Annotated in this window: 19 protein-coding genes; 7 read left to right on the forward strand and 12 right to left on the reverse strand. The window is 72.9% G+C overall.

Going from position 1 to position 17,559, the window contains the following annotated elements; all coding sequences use genetic code 11:
* Nucleotides 1-143: 143 nt before the first annotated feature.
* From ACIQ6Y_RS26200 to sigE, 5 genes are all read right to left on the reverse strand, one after another.
* A complete protein-coding gene (locus tag ACIQ6Y_RS26200) occupies nt 144-797 on the reverse strand; it encodes a hypothetical protein (RefSeq protein WP_404042419.1) in 654 nt (217 codons plus the stop codon).
* A gap of 185 nt (nt 798-982) precedes the next feature.
* Nucleotides 983-1,417, reverse strand: coding sequence for a sec-independent translocase (locus tag ACIQ6Y_RS26205; RefSeq protein WP_404042420.1), 435 nt, complete (start codon nt 1,415-1,417; stop codon nt 983-985).
* A gap of 133 nt (nt 1,418-1,550) precedes the next feature.
* The gene (locus ACIQ6Y_RS26210) at nt 1,551-3,809 is read right to left on the reverse strand and encodes a trypsin-like peptidase domain-containing protein (protein ID WP_404042421.1); all 2,259 of its coding nucleotides are present in this window, start codon (nt 3,807-3,809) and stop codon (nt 1,551-1,553) included.
* A 143-nt stretch (nt 3,810-3,952) separates the two neighbouring features.
* Entirely contained in the window at nt 3,953-4,927 is a 975-nt protein-coding gene (locus tag ACIQ6Y_RS26215; protein WP_404042422.1) for an anti-sigma factor family protein, read from the reverse strand.
* Nucleotides 4,924-5,697: an RNA polymerase sigma factor SigE gene (gene sigE / locus ACIQ6Y_RS26220; protein ID WP_404042423.1), complete on the reverse strand. Its 774-nt coding sequence runs from the start codon at nt 5,695-5,697 to the stop codon at nt 4,924-4,926. The genes ACIQ6Y_RS26215 and sigE overlap by 4 nt, the downstream gene beginning before the upstream one ends.
* A gap of 66 nt (nt 5,698-5,763) precedes the next feature.
* Here sigE and ACIQ6Y_RS26225 point away from each other — a divergent pair, with 66 nt between their 5' ends.
* Nucleotides 5,764-6,558: an O-methyltransferase gene (locus ACIQ6Y_RS26225; protein ID WP_404042424.1), complete on the forward strand. Its 795-nt coding sequence runs from the start codon at nt 5,764-5,766 to the stop codon at nt 6,556-6,558.
* 169 nt (nt 6,559-6,727) lie between these two features.
* Here ACIQ6Y_RS26225 and ACIQ6Y_RS26230 read toward each other — a convergent pair whose 3' ends face one another.
* Nucleotides 6,728-6,895, reverse strand: a complete 168-nt coding sequence (locus tag ACIQ6Y_RS26230) for a DUF3117 domain-containing protein (RefSeq protein ID WP_003966491.1) — start codon at nt 6,893-6,895, stop codon at nt 6,728-6,730.
* A gap of 389 nt (nt 6,896-7,284) precedes the next feature.
* On the opposite strand from ACIQ6Y_RS26230, the gene ACIQ6Y_RS26235 reads away from it, so the two are divergent.
* On the forward strand, nt 7,285-8,091 hold the full coding sequence (locus ACIQ6Y_RS26235; RefSeq protein ID WP_404042425.1) for an enoyl-CoA hydratase/isomerase family protein: 807 nt from the start codon (nt 7,285-7,287) through the stop codon (nt 8,089-8,091).
* Nucleotides 8,092-8,106: 15 nt separating this feature from the next.
* Here the strand turns inward: ACIQ6Y_RS26235 and ACIQ6Y_RS26240 are convergent, their stop codons facing one another.
* Nucleotides 8,107-8,688 carry a DNA-3-methyladenine glycosylase I gene (locus ACIQ6Y_RS26240; protein WP_404042426.1) on the reverse strand — a complete coding sequence of 194 codons (582 nt, stop codon included), beginning with the start codon at nt 8,686-8,688 and terminating at the stop codon, nt 8,107-8,109.
* Complete coding sequence (locus tag ACIQ6Y_RS26245) at nt 8,685-9,035, reverse strand: DivIVA domain-containing protein (protein WP_404042641.1); 351 nt, start codon at nt 9,033-9,035, stop codon at nt 8,685-8,687. The genes ACIQ6Y_RS26240 and ACIQ6Y_RS26245 overlap by 4 nt, the downstream gene beginning before the upstream one ends.
* Before the next feature lie 123 nt (nt 9,036-9,158).
* Here ACIQ6Y_RS26245 and folP point away from each other — a divergent pair, with 123 nt between their 5' ends.
* Nucleotides 9,159-10,019: a dihydropteroate synthase gene (folP, locus tag ACIQ6Y_RS26250; protein ID WP_404042427.1), complete on the forward strand. Its 861-nt coding sequence runs from the start codon at nt 9,159-9,161 to the stop codon at nt 10,017-10,019.
* Nucleotides 10,020-10,042: 23 nt separating this feature from the next.
* On the opposite strand, the gene ACIQ6Y_RS26255 is transcribed toward folP, so the two are convergent.
* Together ACIQ6Y_RS26255 and dapE are read right to left on the reverse strand one after the other, a co-directional pair.
* Nucleotides 10,043-10,801 carry a TIGR00730 family Rossman fold protein gene (locus ACIQ6Y_RS26255; RefSeq protein WP_404042428.1) on the reverse strand — a complete coding sequence of 253 codons (759 nt, stop codon included), beginning with the start codon at nt 10,799-10,801 and terminating at the stop codon, nt 10,043-10,045.
* A gap of 81 nt (nt 10,802-10,882) precedes the next feature.
* The gene (dapE, locus tag ACIQ6Y_RS26260) at nt 10,883-11,962 is read right to left on the reverse strand and encodes a succinyl-diaminopimelate desuccinylase (RefSeq protein ID WP_404042429.1); all 1,080 of its coding nucleotides are present in this window, start codon (nt 11,960-11,962) and stop codon (nt 10,883-10,885) included.
* Nucleotides 11,963-12,132: 170 nt separating this feature from the next.
* On the opposite strand from dapE, the gene ACIQ6Y_RS26265 reads away from it, so the two are divergent.
* On the forward strand, nt 12,133-13,050 hold the full coding sequence (locus ACIQ6Y_RS26265) for a heavy metal transporter (protein ID WP_404042430.1): 918 nt from the start codon (nt 12,133-12,135) through the stop codon (nt 13,048-13,050).
* Nucleotides 13,051-13,358: 308 nt separating this feature from the next.
* Nucleotides 13,359-13,835: an ATP-binding protein gene (locus ACIQ6Y_RS26270; protein ID WP_404042431.1), complete on the forward strand. Its 477-nt coding sequence runs from the start codon at nt 13,359-13,361 to the stop codon at nt 13,833-13,835.
* A gap of 71 nt (nt 13,836-13,906) precedes the next feature.
* Here the strand turns inward: ACIQ6Y_RS26270 and ACIQ6Y_RS26275 are convergent, their stop codons facing one another.
* Together ACIQ6Y_RS26275 and fdxA are read right to left on the reverse strand one after the other, a co-directional pair.
* Entirely contained in the window at nt 13,907-15,004 is a 1,098-nt protein-coding gene (locus tag ACIQ6Y_RS26275) for a bifunctional succinyldiaminopimelate transaminase/glutamate-prephenate aminotransferase (RefSeq protein ID WP_404042643.1), read from the reverse strand.
* Nucleotides 15,005-15,137: 133 nt separating this feature from the next.
* Entirely contained in the window at nt 15,138-15,458 is a 321-nt protein-coding gene (gene fdxA / locus ACIQ6Y_RS26280; protein ID WP_031078476.1) for a ferredoxin, read from the reverse strand.
* A gap of 140 nt (nt 15,459-15,598) precedes the next feature.
* Here fdxA and ACIQ6Y_RS26285 point away from each other — a divergent pair, with 140 nt between their 5' ends.
* Both ACIQ6Y_RS26285 and ACIQ6Y_RS26290 read left to right on the forward strand, forming a co-directional pair.
* The gene (locus tag ACIQ6Y_RS26285; RefSeq protein ID WP_404042644.1) at nt 15,599-16,609 is read left to right on the forward strand and encodes a GNAT family N-acetyltransferase; all 1,011 of its coding nucleotides are present in this window, start codon (nt 15,599-15,601) and stop codon (nt 16,607-16,609) included.
* Nucleotides 16,610-16,638: 29 nt separating this feature from the next.
* Nucleotides 16,639-17,469: a tetratricopeptide repeat protein gene (locus tag ACIQ6Y_RS26290; RefSeq protein ID WP_404042432.1), complete on the forward strand. Its 831-nt coding sequence runs from the start codon at nt 16,639-16,641 to the stop codon at nt 17,467-17,469.
* Nucleotides 17,470-17,559: the final 90 nt, after the last annotated feature.

The following is a 17,559-nucleotide window of genomic DNA, read 5'->3' on the forward strand; positions in this document are numbered from 1 at the left end:
CCCCGGGGGGGGTGGGGGGGCGGCCCGCCGGGGGGGGGGGGGGGGGTGTTGTTGGACAACCCCCAAAACCGGGGGGGGGGGGGGGGGCCGGGGGGGGGGGGGGGGGCCCCCCGCCCCCCCCCCCCCCTCGTCGTCACCCCGGCCTACGCGTAGGCCGAGATGTCCTTGATCATGGCGAAGCCGAGCCCGTACGCGCTCATGCCCCTGCCGTACGCCCCCACGTGCACCCCCTCCTGAGTGGAGCCGGCCAGCACCCAGCCGAACTCGGACTCCCGGTAGTGGAAGGGCGTGGGCGCGCCGTCCACGGGCAGGGACAGCGTCGACCACTCGGACCCGTCGAGGTCGTCGGCCAGCGCCCACGCCGTCTCCGTCTGCTGCTCCAGCCAGTCGTCCCGCAGCGCGTGGTCCATCTGGCCGGGCCAGGTGAAGGACAGCAGCCCCACCCCGGCCAGCCACGCCGCCGACGACACCGACGTGGCCTCCAGCAGGCCCGTACCGTCCGCACTTCTGCGCGACGGATTCGCCGCGACGGTCACCACGACCGCGAACTTCTCCCGGTCCTCCGCATCGGCCCGCACCGAGGGCTCGTCACCGTGTCCGATGGACCCGTGCTCCACCGCCCCGTCGGCGGCGGTCCCGACCTGCATCAGCCAGCGCGGTCCCGTGAACGCCTCGTCGAGGCCGTACCACGGGAAGGGCGCGCTCAGGTAGCCGTCGACCGTACGCCGGGCGGAGGGGACCTGCTGTCCACCCTCCGCGGCCGGCGCCTGCGCGACTGCCCGACTCGTCGTCTCCATGTGCCCGGACGCCTCCTCGCTCTCGTCGGACCGAGCGGCCCGCCCCCCTTCGGGCGGCGTTGCTCATCTGCGTACGGTCCGCACAACAACTCGGCAGCATATCCACACCACCGGGGGCAGCCGGGAAAGCACCGGGCGCGTGGGTCGCGCGCGGGCCGCGCGCACGGCCTGCGCGCGCTACGGGATCAGGTGGCGTCCGCGTCGAAGGGCGGGCGCTCGACGCCGCCGGACTCGGGCTTCTTGACCATGTCGACCCGGCCGCCGGAGGAGTCGGCGGCGCCGGACGAGGACTCGCCGTCGCGGCCGTGCACGACGTCGGAGACCTCGGCCATCTCCTTCTTGAAGTCGAAGCCGGAACGGATCTCCTTCAGCCCCAGGTCGTCGTTGTCCAGCTGCTTGCGGATGAACGTCTTGGGGTTGAGGTCCTCGAACTCGAAGTCCTTGAACTCCGGGCCGAGTTCGTCGCGGATGTCCCGCTTGGCGCTCTCCGAGAACTCGCGGATCTTCCGGATCGTGCGGGTCACGTCCTGGATGACCTTGGGGAGCTTGTCGGGACCGAAGACGAGCACGGCGAGGACGATGAGCGTCACCAGCTCGAGCGGTCCTATGTCATTGAACACCTGAAGCTCCTTGCGATGTCCCGGGCCGGGTCCACGGTACCCGCCGATCCTGTCCGACCGGTACCGTCCCGTGACGTCCGACTGCGTGTATGCGGCCGGACCTGTGAGATTTGGAGCACGTCTGTACGGTTTGTCACCCGTCGTCCGACGAGCCGAGCACCAGCGAGACCGTCCGTTCCTTGCCGCCGCGTTCCACGGTCAGCTCCAGCCGGTCACCCGGCCGGTGGGCGCGGGTCTTCACGATCAGCTCCTCACCCGAATGCACGCGCTGCCCGTCGACCTCGGTGATCACGTCCCCGGCCTCGATACCGGCCCGGTCGCCGGGTCCGCCGGCCGTCACCGGGGCGCGGCCGCCGCTCTTCTCGGTGCCCACCCGGGCGCCGTCGCCGCTGTAGTCCATGTCGAGGGTGATGCCGATGACCGGGTGGGTGGCCCGGCCGGTGTTGATCAGCTCCTCGGCGACGCGTTTGCCCTGGTTGACGGGGATGGCGAAACCGAGCCCGATCGACCCGGCCTGCTCGCCCTCGGCCTCGGAGCCGCCGCCCGCGGAACGGATCGCGGAGTTGATGCCGATGACCCGGCCGCGGGAGTCCAGCAGCGGGCCGCCGGAGTTGCCGGGGTTGATCGGCGCGTCGGTCTGCAGGGCGTCGACGTAGGAGATGTCGCCGCCGTCGCCGCTCTCGCCGCCCGCGGTGATCGGGCGCTGCTTGGCGCTGATGATGCCCGAGGTGACGGTGCCTGCGAGGTCGAAGGGGGCGCCGATCGCGACCACCGGGTCGCCCACCTGGACGTTGTCGGAGTTGCCGAGGGGCGCGGGCTGCAGGCCGCTGACGCCCTTGACCCGGACGACGGCGAGGTCGTAGCCGGTGTCGCCGCCGACGAGTTCCGCCTCGGCGGTGTCGCCGCTGTGGAAGGTCACGGTGATCTCGCCGTCCTCGCCCGCGGGCTCGACGACGTGGTTGTTGGTGAGGATGTGGCCCTGGTCGTCCAGCACGAAACCGGTGCCGGTGCCCGACTGCTCGCTACCGCTGACATGCAGCGTCACGACGCTGGGCAGGGCCCGCGCGGCGATCCCGGCCACGCTGTCCGGGTCCCGCCCGGCCGGCTCCTTCCCGGCCTGCGGAAGCTCCACCCCGCCGATGCCGCCGTTGCGCTCCAGATACGCCCCTACGGCCCCACCGACGCCGCCGGACACCAGCGCCAGCAGCACGGCTCCCAGCACCAGCGCCTTCCTGGCCCGCCGCCTGCGCTGCGCCACACTCGGCGCGGCCTGCCCGGTCTGCTGCAACGGCCCTGCGGGCGCGGTGGCCCAGGGGTCGTAGCGCGCCCAAGGGTCGGCGGGGGCGCCGGGTATGGAGGGGCCGGGGGGTGGGGTGGGTACGGCGCCGGGGGGTGGGGTGGGTACGGCGCCAGCCGGGGCGGCGGCGGGTGGTGTGGTTGCCGCGCCGTCCTGGGCAGCGGGCGTTGCGGGGGTGCCGGGCACGAGCCCGGGCAGCTCTGTGCCGGGGGGCGGGGGCGGGGTCGCCGTTTCGGTGCCGTGGGACACCGCCGGGGCGGGCATTTCGGTGCCGTGGGACACCGCCGGGGCGGCCGTCTCGGTGCCCTGCGGCAGCGCCACCGCTGGAGGCAGCTCGCCGCCGTGAGCCATCGGCGGCTGCGCCGGTGCCGGTACGGCCGTGCCGTGCGCCGGGGTCGTCGCCGGATGCTGCACCGGCGGCGCGGGCGCCCAGGGACCGGGCTCGCCGTAGGGGGGAGTGCTGTAGGGGTCGGGGTCGTGCAGGGGCTTCATCTGCTGCGCGCCGACGGGGGTGGGGGGCTGGCGCGGGGTGGGGGGCTCCTGGTGGACGGGAGGGCCCTGCTGGGCGGCGGGGGGTGAGGCCGGAGCAGCATGCTGCTGCCCGGCGGGAGGCTCCTGGTGGACGGAGGGTGCGGCCGGGGCGGCGGGGTGCTGCTGCCCGGCGGGAGGCTCGTGGTGGGCGGAGGGTGCGGCTGGGGCGGCGGGGGGCTCCTGGTGGACGTGGAGTGAGGCCGGCACGTCCTGCGCGGCCGTAGCTCCCTGCACTGCTGGACCCTCCGGAGCAGCCGGGCCGTCCTGAGCGGCCAGACCCTCATACGCGGGCAGAGCTTCCTGCACGGCCGGCCCCTCCAGAGCAGCCGGGCCCTCCTGCGCAGCCGAACCCTCCTCAGCAGCCGCCGCCAACAGCCCGGCACCCTCGACCGGCGCGGCGCCCCCCACGGCCGACCCCAGAGGCGCAGCGTCCTCCCCAGGCCGTCGCAGCTCGAAGTCCCCGTCGTCGGAGGTTGCCGTCCCGGACGGGCGTTCCAGGTGGAAGTCGTCTTCCGCCTCGGTCCGCTGTCCCGAAGGGTCCTGCGTGGGCCTGCCCTCGTTCATGCTCTCCCCACAGCTGGCCGCGGCACGGCGTGTGCAGGCGCTGGCCGCGGCTCGTCGAACTCCGCCGCCGCACCCGGCCGCCTGCCGCGGGCACGGCCCACCCTGGATTCAACCAGGTTCGCGGGCCGGCGCGCAGAGGACGGTCAGCCGTCCTGGGAGGCCGAGGGAGAGGCCGTCGGGTCGGTGACCGGCGCGGTGAGCAGGCCGGGCGGGGTGAGGCCGGGAACCGTGGGCCAGGTGTTCAGGCCGAGCGAGGACGTCGTCGCGAACGGCCGTATCAAAGGGGACATCGCCGCCGCGTCCGCCATCACCGGTGTGGCGGCCTGCTGCTGCGAGGACTGCTCGTCGGGAGCCGTGAACCCGGGCAGCAGGGGCGCCGACACCTGGGTCGGGGCGACGCCGGAGCCACCGACGGACTGCCGGCCGCCCTGTCCCTGGGCGAGCAGGTGTCCGCCCGCACGCCGGCGCTGGTTCTCGGGGGCCGTGGCCGCGCCGGTGCCGCCGGTGCGGGCCGGAGTCACATTGGTCCCGCCCGAGCCGCCGCGTGCCTCGGCCGTGTCGGCGGGCACGCCCGTGGTGACCCCGCCGAGCGCGATCGCGGCGAGGGACACCGCCCCGGCGGCGACGAACGCGAAGCGGCGCCCGCGCGAGGCGGAGCGGTCGGCGTCGGAGCGGCCGACGTCATGGATACGGAAGCCGCGGCCGGACGCGGGGTCGGACGGCAGCAGGGCGTGCGAGCCCGCGGGGACGTAGTCGAACTCGAAGCGCTCGCCGCGCCTCATGCCGAACACCCCGGCGGGCCGTCCGCCGAGTCCTCCGGGGAACCCTCCCCCGACCGACGGCGAGCCACCACCGTCCAGGTCACCTCCCCCGGGGAGCCCCTGGAGCCGCGCCAGCAGGCTCTCGGAGGGAGGCGGCGGGGCCGCCTCCGCGAAGACGTTCTTCAGTCGGCGCTGGGCGTCGACCTCTGCCTTGCACTTCGGGCAGGTGGCCACATGCGCCAGCACACGCTCACGCGTGTCATGACCGAGCTCGCCGTCCACCAGGGCGGCGAGTCGGTCCCCCAGATGCTGCTCCGCGAGGCGCTCCTCGCCGGGTTTCGGCCATGATCCACTCACGCGGACGCGCCCCCTCCTCCCAGTGCGGGAATGCGGGCGGCGAAGGAGCGGCGCTCGGCGCGCGCCTGAGGGGAGCGGTGCGCGAGGGCCTTGCGCAGCTGGGAGCGGCCGCGGTGGATGCGGGAGCGGACGGTGCCGAGCTTCACGCCCAGGGTCGCGGCGATCTCCTCGTACGACAGTCCTTCGATGTCGCACAGGACGACGGCGGCGCGGAACTCGGGCGCCAGGGTGTCGAGGGCCTGCTGGACGTCGGCGTCGAAGTGCGCGTCGTTGAACACCTGCTGCGGCGACGGCTCACGGCCGGCCAGCCGCTCGGCCGCGTCCTCGCCGAGGGTGTCGAAGCGGATGCGCTGCTTGCGGCGGACCATGTCCAGGAACAGGTTCGTGGTGATGCGGTGCAGCCAGCCCTCGAACGTGCCCGGCGAGTAGGTCGACAGGGAGCGGAAGACGCGGACGAAGACCTCCTGGGTGAGGTCCTCGGCGTCGTGCTGGTTGCCGGTGAGGCGGTAGGCGAGCCGGTAGACACGGCCGCTGTGCGTGCTGACGATCTCCTCCCAGGTGGGCGGAGTCCACGCCTGCCCGTCCGCGTCGGTGGAGAAGGTCGCGGTCTGGGTCTGGCCAGCGGCGTGGCTGGGGTCAGCAGCGGTGTCGTTCACGGATTTCGGCCTGCCCGCCGATCCGAGGAAGCGCCGCAGCGCTCCTCCGCGATCCACAGGCGCAGCCGCACCTCCCCTATCGGCTCTGGTGGTGTCCAGCGGAGCCCCTACCATAGCCACCTCGCCCGTTAGGACCGGATAAGCGGTTTTACGAGAATTTGATCTGCGCTGGTCCGGCTCATGCGGCTGCGTCAGTACTTGCTCGACGCCCCGCCCGTCGTCGTGATCCAACTGTGTCCCCCCGTACTCGTCCACACCCCTCTAAACGCCCGGTCCCATCTGCGGGTTCCCGGCGCCAACGGATACAGTCACGCCGAGGCAATCAGGGGACAGGAGAGGGTCATTACCGGCAACCGGCCGACGAGCTGGGCGTTCGCCGACGCCTATGTCGCCGAGGACGAAGCGCTGCACTGGGCCCGTGAGCGGGCCCTGGAGGCAGGGCTGCGCCCGGTGACGCCGGGCACCGGCGCCGCGCTGCGGTTGCTCGCCGCGTCCGTGGACGCCAAGGCCGTCGCGGAGATCGGCACCGGGACCGGTGTCTCCGGCATCCACCTGCTGCACGGGATGCGCCCCGACGGCGTCCTGACGACCGTCGACCCCGAGCCGGAGCACCAGCAGTTCGCCCGCCAGGCCTTCCGCGCCTCCGGTTTCGCCAGCAACCGCGCCCGCTTCATCCCCGGCCGCGCGCTGGACGTCCTGCCCCGCCTCGCCGACGCCGGCTACGACCTCGTCTTCTGCGACGGCGACCGGCAGGAGGTCCTGGACTACCTCGCTGAATCGTTGCGCCTGCTGCGTCCGGGTGGCCTGGTGGCCTTCGAGGGCGTCTTCGCGAGCGGCCGCACGGTCGACTCCGGGCCCCAGCCGACGGAGGTCGTGCGGCTGCGGGAGCTGCTGCGGGCGGTCCGGGAGAGCCAGGAGCTGGTGACGTCCCTGCTGCCGGTGGGCGACGGGCTGCTGTGCGCCGTCAAAAGGTGACCCGTCTTGAGGTGACCCCTCTAAAGGTGACCCGTCCAAAGGTGCCCGCCTAAAGGTGCCCGTCAAAGATGACCGGCGTCTGCGTCTGACAGACCGACCCGAGAGAACGCAGCCGCCCCGGCACCTTTTGCGGTACCGGGGCGGCCGAACGAGTAGGGTCGCTTGCGCGTCAGCCCACAACCTTCTTGAGGGCATCGCCGAGCGCGTCGGCCTCGTCAGGGGTCAGCTCGACGACAAGCCGACCGCCGCCTTCGAGCGGAACGCGCATGACGATGCCCCGCCCCTCCTTGGTCACCTCGAGCGGGCCGTCGCCCGTCCGCGGCTTCATGGCCGCCATGCTCGTTCCCCTTCCTGAAACCAGCTCATCGTCAAAGCCGACGGCCCACAGACGGGGCTCCGCCCCGTTGGGAGGGCACGCGGGATCCTGCGCAGGACACGCGACACCGGCATCGAACACATTGCTTCCAAGCCATTATCCCGCATCCCACGACCCGATGACCAACATCGGTCCGCATCGCTTGGGCAACGCGCGCGAGCAAAACCACTCAATTCGGCGATGTGGCTGCGATACTGCGCCGCCCTCAGGACATCCGGCGGCCGAGAACCGCCTCATTTTCTTTGACGCAGGTCACACCTCCCCCGAGGTCCGTGTCCGCCATGCTGTCCTTCGGACCTCAGGGCGTACCGACCGGTACGCCGATCCGCGACCGATGGAGGGGACGCCCCATGGCCGACACCGTGCTCTACGAGGTGAGCGACGGACTGGCGACGATCACGCTGAATCGCCCGGAGGCGATGAACGCGCTGAACATCGCCACGAAGGTGGCGCTGCGGGATGCCGCGCGGGCCGCCGCCGACGACACCGCCGTACGGGGGATCCTGCTGACCGCGGCGGGCGAGAGGGCCTTCTGTGTGGGGCAGGACCTCAAGGAGCACGTGGGCCTGCTGGCAGCTGACCGGGAGACGGCGGGTGAGGGGCGGACGATGAGTACGGTGCGTGAGCACTACAACCCGATCGCTCGGGCGCTGGTGGAGGCGCCCAAGCCGGTGGTCGCCGCGGTGAACGGCGTCGCCGCCGGGGCCGGGTTCGGGTTCGCGCTCGCCGCGGACTACCGGGTCGTGGCCGACACGGCTTCCTTCAACACGTCCTTCGCGGGGGTGGCGCTGACCGCGGACTCCGGGATCTCGTGGACGCTGCCGCGGGTGATCGGGCCGAGCCGTGCCATGGATCTGCTGCTCTTCCCGCGCAATGTCCGGGCTCAGGAGGCTCTGGAGCTGGGGATCGCCAACCGAGTCGTACCGGCCGCGGACCTGCGCAGTGAGGCCGAGAAGGTGGCTCGGGGGCTGGCCGAGGGGCCGACCGTGGCGTACGCGGCGCTGAAGGAGTCCGTGGCGTACGGGCTCACCCACTCCTTCTCCGAGACGCTGGAGAAGGAGGACGAGCTTCAGGAGCGGGCCGGGTCCTCCGAGGATCACACCATCGCTGTGCAGGCGTTCGTGAACAAGGAGCGGCCCAAGTATTTGGGGCGGTAGGACTCGGGTCCGCCCCTAAGAGGTACCTCTCCTTGAACAACCCTCCAAATGATCGTCCACCAAGCCGCACGCCTGCATCAGGGCGTATGCCGTCGTCGGGCCCACGAAGCGGAGACCTCTCTGTTTCAGGGCCTTCGACAGGGCGGTGGACTCCGGGGTGACCGCGGGGACGTCGGCCAGGGTCCGCGGTATCGGGCGGGCCGCGGCGTCGGGGGCGTAGGACCAGATCAGCGCGTCCAGGTCGCCCTCGCCCCACTCCGCGAGCACCTTCGCGTTGGCCAGGGTCGCGTCGATCTTGGCCCGGTTGCGGATGATGCCGGCGTCGGTCAGGAGGCGGTCGCGGTCGGCGTCGGTGAAGGCGGCGACCTTGGCGATCTCGAAGTCGCAGAAGGCGGCGCGGAAGCCGGGGCGGCGGCGCAGGATCGTGATCCAGGACAGGCCGGACTGGAAGGCCTCCAGGCTGAGGCGTTCGAAGAGGGCGTCGTCGCCGTGGACGGGGCGGCCCCACTCCTCGTCGTGGTACGCCACGTAGTCCTCGGTGGACAGGGCCCAGGGGCAGCGCAGGGCGCCGTCGGGGCCCGGGATCGCCTCGGTCACTGCTGGTCCTCCGGCTCGGGCTTGTCCAGCGGCACCCGGGGCGTGGCGGCGCGGGCGCCGGCCAGCGCGGACTCCAGTTCGGCGATGCGGGCGTCGCGCTCGGCGAGCTCCACGGCGACCCGGTTCAGGGCGTCGTCGACGTCGGACATGCGGTAGCCGCGGGCGGCGAGCGGGAAGCGCAGGGCGTCGACGTCGGCGCGGCGCAGCGGGCGGTCCGGCGGGAGCTGGTCCCACAGCCGCTGGGGCGCCGCCTCGGGCAGGGGTCCGCCGCCCTCGCCGCCGCCCACCACGGCGAGTGTCACCGCGGCGACCACGACGGCGAGCGCGAGAACCAGGAACAAGAACATGACCATCGCTTAAGTCCCGGGGGTCGGCGCCGAATGTGTCAGGCTCCGATCGTGCCATGCGACGCTGACAGTTAGGGTCGCAGACGGCCGAAGACCAGCGCGTACGAGGAGAGGTCACAGGGGATGCTCAGGCTGGGCAAGCGGGAGTTCGACCCGCAGGAGCCGGTGATCATGGCGATCGTGAACCGGACCCCGGACTCCTTCTACGACCAGGGAGCCACCTTCCACGACGAGCCGGCGCTCGCGCGGGTCGAGCAGGCGATCGCCGAGGGCGCGGCCGTCGTCGACATCGGCGGCGTGAAGGCAGGCCCCGGCGAGGAGGTCACCGCCGAGGAGGAGGCGCGGCGCACGGTCGGCTTCGTCGCCGAGGTGCGGCGGCGCTTCCCGGACGTGATCATCAGCGTCGACACCTGGCGGCACGAGGTCGGCGAGGCCGTCTGCGAGGCGGGCGCCGACCTGCTGAACGACGCCTGGGGCGGGGTCGACCCCCGGCTCGCGGAGGTCGCCGCGCGCTACCGGGTCGGCCTGGTGTGCACCCACGCGGGCGGGGCGGAGCCCCGGACACGTCCGCACCGGGTGACGTACGACGACGTCATGGCGGACATCCTGCGGGTCACGGTCGGGCTGGCCGAGCGGGCCGTGGCGCTCGGTGTGCCGCGCGAGTCGGTGCTGATCGACCCCGGGCACGACTTCGGCAAGAACACCCGGCACAGTCTGGAGGCGACGCGCAGGCTGCCCGAGATGGTGGAGACCGGGTGGCCCGTGCTGGTGTCGCTGTCGAACAAGGACTTCGTCGGCGAGACGCTGGACAAGCCGGTCAAGGAGCGGGTGCTGGGCACGCTCGCCACCACCGCCGTGTCCGCGTGGCTGGGCGCGCAGGTGTACCGGGTGCACGAGGTGGCCGAGACCCGGCAGGTGCTGGACATGGTCGCGGCCATCGCGGGCCACCGGCAGCCGGCGGTGGCCCGCAGAGGCCTGGCGTAGCCGCGATCACGCCGGGAGGCGCCTCAGTCCCGGCCCGCCTCCTTGGACACCAGGGCGACCGCCTCGTCGACGTCGTCGGTGACGTGGAACAGCAGCAGGTCCTTCTCGGACGCCTTGCCCTCGGCGATCAGCGTGTTCCTCAGCCAGTCGAGCAGGCCGCCCCAGTAGGCGCTGCCGAACAGGACGATCGGGAAGCGGGTGACCTTCTGGGTCTGCACCAGGGTCAGCGCCTCGAAGAGTTCGTCCAGGGTGCCGAGTCCGCCGGGCAGGACCACGAACCCCTGGGCGTACTTCACGAACATCATCTTCCGGACGAAGAAGTACCGGAAGTTCAGGCCGATGTCGACGTACGGGTTGAGCCCCTGCTCGAACGGCAGCTCGATGCCCAGGCCGACGGAGATGCCGCCGGCCTCGCACGCGCCCTTGTTGGCGGCCTCCATCGCGCCGGGGCCGCCGCCGGTGATGACGGCCCAGCCCGCCTCGACCAGCCCGCGGCCGAGCCGGACCCCCGCCTCGTACTCCGGGGAGTCCGGGCGGGTGCGGGCCGAGCCGAACACGCTGATCGCGGGCGGGAGTTCGGCGAGGGTGCCGAAGCCCTCGATGAACTCCGACTGGATGCGCAGGACCCGCCAGGGGTCGGTGTGCACCCAGTCCGAGGGCCCGCCCGCGTCCAGCAGGCGCTGGTCGGTGGTGCTCGAGGTGACCTGACCGCGCCGCCGGAGCACCGGACCCAGGCGCTGCTCCTCCGGCTGTGTGCCGTCCTCAGGAATCCCGGTGGCCATGTGCGCTCCCTCCGCTCGGGTCTTTCCGCCTCAGCGTAGATCTACGCGGGTTACGCGCGGGGGACGTCGGCGTATCCGAAACTAGGCGGTCAGCCAGTTCCGCAGCCGTTCCTCGCCCGCGAGGATCTTCGCCGTCTCGACGCGCTCGTCGCGCTTGTGCGCGAGGTGCGGGTTGCCGGGGCCGTAGTTGACGGCCGGGATGCCGAGCGCGCTGAAACGGGAGACGTCCGTCCAGCCGTACTTGGGCTGCGGGGTGCCGCCGACCGCCTCGATGAAGGCGGCGGCCGCCGGGTGGGACAGGCCGGGCAGGGCGGCGCCGCTGTGGTCGTCGATCACGAACTCGTCGACCCCGCAGTCGGCGAACACCTCACGGACGTGCGCGACGGCCTCCTCGGGCGTGCGGTCGGGCGCGTAACGGAAGTTGACCGCGACCACGCACTCGTCGGGGATGACATTGCCGGCGACCCCGCCCTCGATACGGACGGCGTTCAGGCCCTCGCGGTACTCCAGGCCGTCGATGACCGGATAGCGCGGCTCGTAGGCGGCCAGGCGGGCCAGGATCGGGGCGGCGGCGTGGATGGCGTTGGAGCCCATCCAGGAGCGGGCCGAGTGGGCGCGTTCGCCCGTGGTCCTCAGCAGCACCCGTAGCGTGCCCTGGCAGCCGCCCTCGACCTGTCCGTCGGACGGCTCGAGCAGCACCGCGAAGTCGCCGGCCAGCCAGTCCGGGTGCGTCTCGGCGACGTGCTTCAGCCCGTTGAGGTCGGCGGCGACCTCCTCGTTGTCGTAGAAGACGAACGTCAGGTCGCGGTTGGGCTCCGGGACGGTGGCCGCGATCCGCAGCTGGACGGCGACGCCCGCCTTCATGTCGCAGGTGCCGCAGCCCCACAGCACGCCGTCCTCGTCCAGGCGCGAGGGGACGTTGCCGGCGATGGGCACGGTGTCGATGTGCCCGGCCAGGATCACGCGCTCGGCCCGGCCCAGGTTCGTGCGGGCCACGACGTTGTTGCCGTGCCGGTCGACCGTGAGGTGCGGCAGGGCGCGCAGCGCGTGCTCGACGGCGTCCGCGAGCGGCTTCTCGGTGCCGGACTCGGAGGGGAAGTCGACGAGCTGCGCGGTGAGCCGGGCGGCGTCCAGGGTGAGGTCAAGCGGGGTATCGGCCATGGCCTCGACCCTAACGCCGGGGCCCCGCCTCCTGCTCCGCCCATCCGCGATGTGTCCGACCGGCGCTCGGCGATCCGAACAGCCTCCGTCCGACCGGCGCGCGGCGATCCGAACAACCTCCGTCCGACCGGCCGGACAGAAACCGAACATCCTCCGCTACCTTGTACGGCGTGTCCGAGCCGTCCCCCACTCCCAGGCGTCGCAGCCGCACCGGTGCGGCCTTCCTCGTGCTGCTCTCGCTCGCGGGTTATCTCGTCGTCCAGTACGTCAGCGGCGGCGCGGGCGAGCCCGACTGCCGGGTCGTCGCGGCCGACGGCAGGGGTGAGGCGTACGAGTTCACGCCGGAGCAGGCGGTGAACGCGGCGACGATCACCGCGGTGGGCGTGGACCGGGGCCTGCCGGAGCGGGCGGTGACGATCGCGCTGGCGACCGCGCTGCAGGAGTCGGCGCTGCGCAACATCGAGCACGGCGACCGGGACTCCCTCGGCCTGTTCCAGCAGCGGCCCTCCCAGGGCTGGGGCACCCCGCGGCAGATCATGGACCCGGCCTACGCGGCGGGCATCTTCTACGCGCACCTGGAGAAGGTTCCCGACTACACGGAGCTGCCGCTCACCGACGCCGCCCAGCGCGTGCAGCGCAGCGGCTATCCGCTGGCGTACGCCAAGCACGAGCACGACGCCTCGCTGCTCGCCGCCGCCCTGACCGGCCGGGCCGCGGCCACGCTGACCTGCGAGGGCCGTCCGGCGGGCGGCGCGGCGGCGAAGGGCCCGGACGCGGTGCGCTCGGCGCTGGTACGGGACTTCGGGCGCGACGCGATGGCGCCGGCGGGCGCGGAGGTGGCCGCCGAGGGCGCCCGCGGGGCGGCGGGTTCCGTCGTCGCGGCGCGGACCAGCGGGCGCACGGTGACCGTGCCGGCCGGCTCACGGCAGCGCGGCTGGCAGCTGGCGCACTGGGCGGTGGCCAACGCCTCGGCGCTGCGCATAGAGCGCGTCTCGTACGCCGGGCGGGAGTGGACCGCCGGCACGACCGACAGCGAGTGGCGCCCGTCCGCCGACTCGGACGCCGTACGGATCGTCACCGCGCAGTAGTACGAGCCCTCACCCGCAGGGGTTATGCGGCCGCCTCCGGGTCGAGGGGGTGCGCAGGTTTTCGCGGCGTCACCCTCACGGCTGCCACAGCCCTTGGGAATCAAGAGCTGTAAGGATTCAGCAGATTCCCGCGGCGGAAGCCCTTTGCCCGTTTTTATCCACAGCAGATAATGCGACGCATTACCAACTCTTTACGTTATCTCGCCGCAACCTCGGCGGGGTTCGAGCGGTAGTCACGGTGTCCGCGCCCGGTCAACCGGCGGGCGCGGTCGGACACTTCACACGTTCCCTCCCGTCAAAGGAGCACCATGTCCCTCCCCCTGACCCGCCGGATCGCCCGTGCCGCGCTGCTCGTCGCTGCGGGGGCGGCTGCCGGGGTCGGTGCGGCCGGCTCCGCCAGCGCGGCCCCCGACCTGCCCGCCACCCCGAACCTGGGCGGCCTGACCGCCCTGGACGGCGCGCACGTCGGCAACACCGCGGACCGCGCGGCGCAGGACGTCACCGGCATCGCGGGACAGGCCGGCGGCAAGGCGGTCGAGCAGGCCGTCCCGACCGCGGGCAAGACCGGCGGCAAGGCCGTGAAGAAGGCCACGCCCGCGATGCAGAAGGCCGCCGGTGAGGCGGCAGGCACCACCGGGGACATCGTCGGCGACACCGCCTCCTCCGCCACCAAGGGCGGCCTGCCGACCGACGGCCTCACCAAGGGCGGCCTGCCCACCGACTCCGTCACCGGCGGCGGCATCCCCGCGCAGACCCTGCCGGTGAAGGACCTGCCGCTGGGCTGAGACAGCCGGATCTGAACACGGCGACGGGGCCGGAGGCGATCTTCGCCTCCGGCCCCGTCGTCATGCCCGCCTCAGGCGGTGAGGCGCTTCACCGCCGCCGCGACCCGCTCGTCCGTCGCCGTCATCGCCACGCGGACGAACCTCTCGCCCGCCGTGCCGTAGAAGTCACCGGGAGCCACGAGGATGCCGAGCTCGGCCAGGTGCGCCACGGTGTCCCAGCAGGACTCGTCGCGGGTCGCCCACAGGTAGAGGCTGGCCTCGCTGTGCTCGATGCGGAAGCCGTGCGCGAGCAGCGCCTCGCGCAGGGCGGTGCGGCGGGCGGCGTAGCGCTCGCGCTGCTCGGCCACATGCGTGTCGTCGCCGAGCGCGGCCACCACGGCCGCCTGGGTCGGCGCGGAGGTCATCATGCCGCCGTGCTTGCGGATCTCCAGGAGCGGGCCGAGCACGGCCGGGTCGCCGGCCAGGAACGCGGCACGGTAACCGGCCAGGTTGGAGCGCTTGGACAGCGAGTGGACCGCCACGATGCCGTCGTACGAGCCGCCGTTGACGTCCGGGTGCAGCACCGAGACCGGGTCGGCCTCCCAGCCCAGCTCCAGGTAGCACTCGTCGGAGACGACCAGCACGCCGTGCTCACGGGCCCAGGCGACGATCCGGGTCAGCTCCTCCTTGGGCAGCACCTCGCCGGTCGGGTTCGACGGCGAGTTCAGCCACAGCAGCTTCAGCCCGGCGGGGTCCAGCTCGGTCGGGTCGTCGTAGACCTCGTACTCGGCGCGGGCCAGCCGCGCGCCGACCTCGTACGTCGGGTACGCCAGCCGCGGATAGGCCACCTTGTCGCCGGGGCCGAGGCCCAGCTGGGTCGGCAGCCAGGCCACCAGCTCCTTGGAGCCGACGATCGGCAGCACATGGCGGTGGGTGACCTCACGGGCGCCCAGCCGGCGCGTCACCCAGCCGGTGAGCGCGTCCCGCAGCTCGGGCGTGCCCCACACGGTCGGATAGCCCGGCGAGTCCGCCGCGGCGATCAGCGCCTTCTGGATGAGCTCCGGCACCGGGTCGACCGGCGTGCCGACCGACAGGTCGACGATGCCGTCCGGGTGGGCCGCGGCCGTCTTCTTGTACGGCTCCAGCTTGTCCCAGGGGAAGGTGGGCAGGCGGTCGGAGACTGCGGACACGAGTGCTTGGCTCACTTTCTGGTCGTACGGGCCGCCGTAGGGCTGTCACGGCAAACGCCTCGGTCCCGTACGGCGATCAGGACGCTGATCTGGCCGTACGGGACCGAGGCGGCGCGGGTGGTGCGTGCCGCCGTCAGCCGTTCTGCGGCGGGAGCGCGGCGATGAACGGGTGGTCCCGCTCGATCAGACCGAGCTTGCTGGCGCCGCCCGGGGAGCCCAGGTCGTCGAAGAACTCGACGTTCGCCTTGTAGTAGTCCTTCCACTCCTCCGGAGTGTCGTCCTCGTAGAAGATCGCCTCGACCGGGCAGACCGGCTCACAGGCACCACAGTCGACGCATTCGTCCGGGTGGATGTACAAGGACCGCTGGCCCTCGTAGATGCAGTCGACCGGGCACTCCTCGATGCACGCCTTGTCCTTCACGTCGACACAAGGCTGCGCGATGACGTAGGTCACGCTGTCGTTCCTCCTCGATAGGGCGCTGGCGGGCCTCCTCAGGCTCCGCCGCCTGGCGCGCGGGAGCGCGGCGTCGTCGATGCCCGCCCCTAGTATCTCCGTTCCTGGGCACGATCCGAACAGGAGGGGTGGACCGACCTGTGGAAATCTCCGCGGCAGGGCGCCTCGAGGTCCGCATCACCGCTGCTGACGTGGGCAAACGCGTCTCCGTACGGCGGTTGAGCGACTCGGGCGCCTCGGTAGAGAAATTCACCGACACGGTGGGTGTTCTCACATCATGGGACAAGGATGTGCTGGTGATCACACGCCGGGACGGCGAACAGGTGCGGATCGCAGCATCCTCGCTGGTCGCGGGCAAGATCGTGCCCGCCGCACCGGCTCGCCGCAAGGGCCCCGCGGCCACCTACGAGGAACTCGCCCACATCTCCGCGCGCGCCTGGCGGCCTGTGGAGAGCGAGCGGCTCGGCGAGTGGGAACTGCGCGCGGCCTCCGGATTCACCCGGCGCGCCAACTCCGTGCTGCCGCTCGGCGATCCGGGCCTGCCGCTCGACGACGCCCTGACCGCCGTACGCCGCTGGTACGGCGACCGCGGCCTGCCCGCCTACCTCCAGACGGCCACCGGCGCCGCGGGCACGCAGGAGCTGCTGTGCGCGGAGCTGGCGGAGCGCGGCTGGGTGCGCGAGGTGACGGCCGAGCTGTGGATCGGGGCGCTCGCACCGGTCGCGGACCTGCGCGAGCCCGGCGGGGTGACGCTCTCCCGGACCGCCGACGCGGCCTGGCTGGCCCGCTACCAGCGCAAGGGGCTGAGCGAGGTGGCCCTGCGGGTGCTCGGCAGCGGCCCGTCGGTGTGGTTCGCGTCCGTGCCCGGTGAGGGCGGTGCTCCCGCCGCGATCGGGCGGCTGGTCGTCGACGGCCGCTGGGCCGGGTTCGCCGCCGTCGAGGTCGCCCCCGAGCGGCGGCGCGAGGGCCTCGCCACCGCCGTCATGGCCGCGCTGGCCCGCCAGGCCCTCGACGAGGGCGCCTCCGCCGCATGGCTCCAGGTCGAGACCGACAACACCGCGGCACGCGCCCTGTACGCCCGTATGGGCTTCGCCGCGCACCACGCCTACCACCACTACCGCGAGCCCGGAACGTCCCCGGCGGGCCGGTAGCGATCACGAAGAGAGGGCACGAGCCAGATATGCGCGAACGCTCCGCCGAGCTGCGCCGCCGGTTCGCCGAGGAGGCCCGCGCCGAGCGGCCCGACCTGTCGCTGCTGTGCCTGCTGGTGGGCGCGGAGGCCGACAGCACGCTGGACGAGGCGGGCATGGACGCCGTCCAGGCCGAGCTGGACGACCTGGCCGGACAGCTGCCCTACCGGCCGGGCTCCCCGCAGGCCTGGGCCGCTGCAGTGCGCGACCTGCTGGGCGAGCGCTACGGCTTCGCCGGCTCCCCCGCGGACTACCAGCGCCTGGAGTCGTCCCTGCTGCACGAGGTCGTACGGCGGCGGCGCGGGCTGCCGATCCTGCTGTCCGTGGTGTGGATCGAGGTGGCCCGGCGGGCCGGGGCGCCGGTGTACGGGGTCGCCCTGCCGGGGCACTTCGTCGTCGGCTTCGGGCCCGTGGAGGGGCAGGTGCTCGCCGACCCGTTCGACGCCGGGCGGGTGCTCACCGGGACGGACGCGGACCTGCTGGTGGTGGGGGCGACGGGGGCGCCGCTGGAGCCGTCGATGCTGGTGCCCGCGGCGCCCTTGGAGGTGATCTCGCGGATCCTCAACAACATCCGGGCGTGGGCCGCCGCGCGGCCCGAGCGGTCGGACGTGGCGCTGTGGGCCGTGGAGTTGGCGCTGCTGCTGCCTTCGCATCCGGCGCGGCTGCGGTACGAGCGGGGGCAGGTGCTCGTGCGGCGCGGCGAGTTCGTCGCGGGGGCCGAGGAGATGGAGACCTACGCCGAGCTGGTGGAGGTCGTGGACGAGTCGCTGGCGGAGCGGGTGCGGGGGGAGGCCCTTGCTGCGCGGGCGTTGCTGAACTGAGGCGTGTGGGTGTGCGCCTCGCCGTGGGGGGTTTCGTCGTCCTGCGAGTGCGGGTCGCGGGTGGTTGCGCGCAGTTCCCCGCGCCCCTTT

This window comes from Streptomyces sp. NPDC096205 (genome assembly GCF_044763135.1).
In the GTDB taxonomy this organism is placed as follows: Bacteria; Actinomycetota; Actinomycetes; order Streptomycetales; family Streptomycetaceae; genus Streptomyces.

Excerpts from the sequence above, each read along its gene's own strand:
- dapE (WP_404042429.1), bottom strand. The coding sequence starts at position 11,962 with ATGGCCGATACCCCGCTTGACCTCACCCTGGACGCCGCCCGGCTCACC.
- ACIQ6Y_RS26200 (WP_404042419.1), bottom strand. The coding sequence starts at position 797 with ATGGAGACGACGAGTCGGGCAGTCGCGCAGGCGCCGGCCGCGGAGGGT.
- ACIQ6Y_RS26230 (WP_003966491.1), bottom strand. The coding sequence starts at position 6,895 with ATGGCGGCCATGAAGCCGCGGACGGGCGACGGCCCGCTCGAGGTGACC.
- ACIQ6Y_RS26255 (WP_404042428.1), bottom strand. The coding sequence starts at position 10,801 with ATGGCCACCGGGATTCCTGAGGACGGCACACAGCCGGAGGAGCAGCGC.
- folP (WP_404042427.1), top strand. The coding sequence starts at position 9,159 with ATGCTCAGGCTGGGCAAGCGGGAGTTCGACCCGCAGGAGCCGGTGATC.
- ACIQ6Y_RS26290 (WP_404042432.1), top strand. The coding sequence starts at position 16,639 with ATGCGCGAACGCTCCGCCGAGCTGCGCCGCCGGTTCGCCGAGGAGGCC.
- ACIQ6Y_RS26245 (WP_404042641.1), bottom strand. The coding sequence starts at position 9,035 with ATGTTCTTGTTCCTGGTTCTCGCGCTCGCCGTCGTGGTCGCCGCGGTG.
- ACIQ6Y_RS26210 (WP_404042421.1), bottom strand. The coding sequence starts at position 3,809 with ATGAACGAGGGCAGGCCCACGCAGGACCCTTCGGGACAGCGGACCGAG.
- ACIQ6Y_RS26235 (WP_404042425.1), top strand. The coding sequence starts at position 7,285 with ATGGCCGACACCGTGCTCTACGAGGTGAGCGACGGACTGGCGACGATC.
- ACIQ6Y_RS26270 (WP_404042431.1), top strand. The coding sequence starts at position 13,359 with ATGTCCCTCCCCCTGACCCGCCGGATCGCCCGTGCCGCGCTGCTCGTC.
- ACIQ6Y_RS26225 (WP_404042424.1), top strand. The coding sequence starts at position 5,764 with ATGCGGCTGCGTCAGTACTTGCTCGACGCCCCGCCCGTCGTCGTGATC.
- sigE (WP_404042423.1), bottom strand. The coding sequence starts at position 5,697 with ATGGTAGGGGCTCCGCTGGACACCACCAGAGCCGATAGGGGAGGTGCG.